Raw genomic sequence first — 580 nt, forward strand, 5'->3', positions numbered from 1 at the left:
GACCGCCATTGCCGGGACCGCCATTGCCCGGACCGTTGCCATCACCGTGACCACCGTCGCCATGACCCGTGCCGCTATGACCTCCATCACCATGGCCGCCGTTGCCTTCGCCGCCGTCGCCGTGACCCGTGCCGCGGTGGCCACCGTCGCCATGGCCACCATCTCCATGACCCGTGCCGCCATGGCCGCCATCGCCTTGACCGCCGTCACCGTGACCGGTGCCGCCGTGGCCACCGTCGCCATGGCCTCCGTCTCCATGACCGCCATCGCCGTGGCCGCCGTCTCCATGACCCGTGCCGCCATGGCCACCGTCGCCTTGACCGCCGTCACCGTGGCCGCCGTCTCCATGGCCACCATCACCATGACCGCCATCGCCGTGGCCACCATCACCATGACCGCCATCGCCGTGGCCACCGTCACCATGACCGCCATCACCGTGGCCACCATCGCCGTGGCCTCCATCGCCGTGGCCGCCGTCTCCATGACCGCCATCGCCGTGGCCGCCGTCTCCATGGCCACCATCGCCGTGGCCGCCGTCACCATGACCCGTGCCGCCATGACCGCCATCACCATGGCCACC

Annotated in this window: 1 protein-coding gene; it reads left to right on the plus strand. The window is 71.0% G+C overall.

The genetic code is table 11. The features are described 5' to 3' along the window. Positions 1 to 580 (plus strand): hypothetical protein (locus CIC12_RS33580; protein WP_168662559.1); only part of this gene is annotated, 580 nt, incomplete at both ends.

Source organism: Paraburkholderia sp. SG-MS1 (genome assembly GCF_012275575.1).
Taxonomy (GTDB): Bacteria; Pseudomonadota; Gammaproteobacteria; order Burkholderiales; family Burkholderiaceae; genus Paraburkholderia.